This is a genomic window from Streptomyces violens (assembly GCF_000717745.1).
Taxonomy (GTDB): Bacteria; Actinomycetota; Actinomycetes; order Streptomycetales; family Streptomycetaceae; genus Streptomyces; species Streptomyces violens.
Window position 1 is genome coordinate 1 of record NZ_JOBH01000059.1, and the last position, 205, is coordinate 205.

The window sequence follows — 205 nt, forward strand, 5'->3', positions numbered from 1 at the left end:
CGAGATCGACCCGATCTGCGCGCTGCAGGCGGCGATGGACGGTTACCAGGTCACCACCCTGGACGAGGTCGTGGAGACGGCGGACATCTTCGTCACCACGACCGGTAACAAGGACATCATCATGGCCTCGGACATGGCCAAGATGAAGCACCAGGCGATCGTGGGCAACATCGGCCACTTCGACAACGAGATCGACATGGCCGGC

At 62.0% G+C, this 205-nt stretch carries 1 pseudogene; it reads left to right on the plus strand.

Annotated elements, in window-relative coordinates:
- A pseudogene (locus IF04_RS36385) lies at nt 1–205 on the plus strand (adenosylhomocysteinase); the annotation flags it as partial.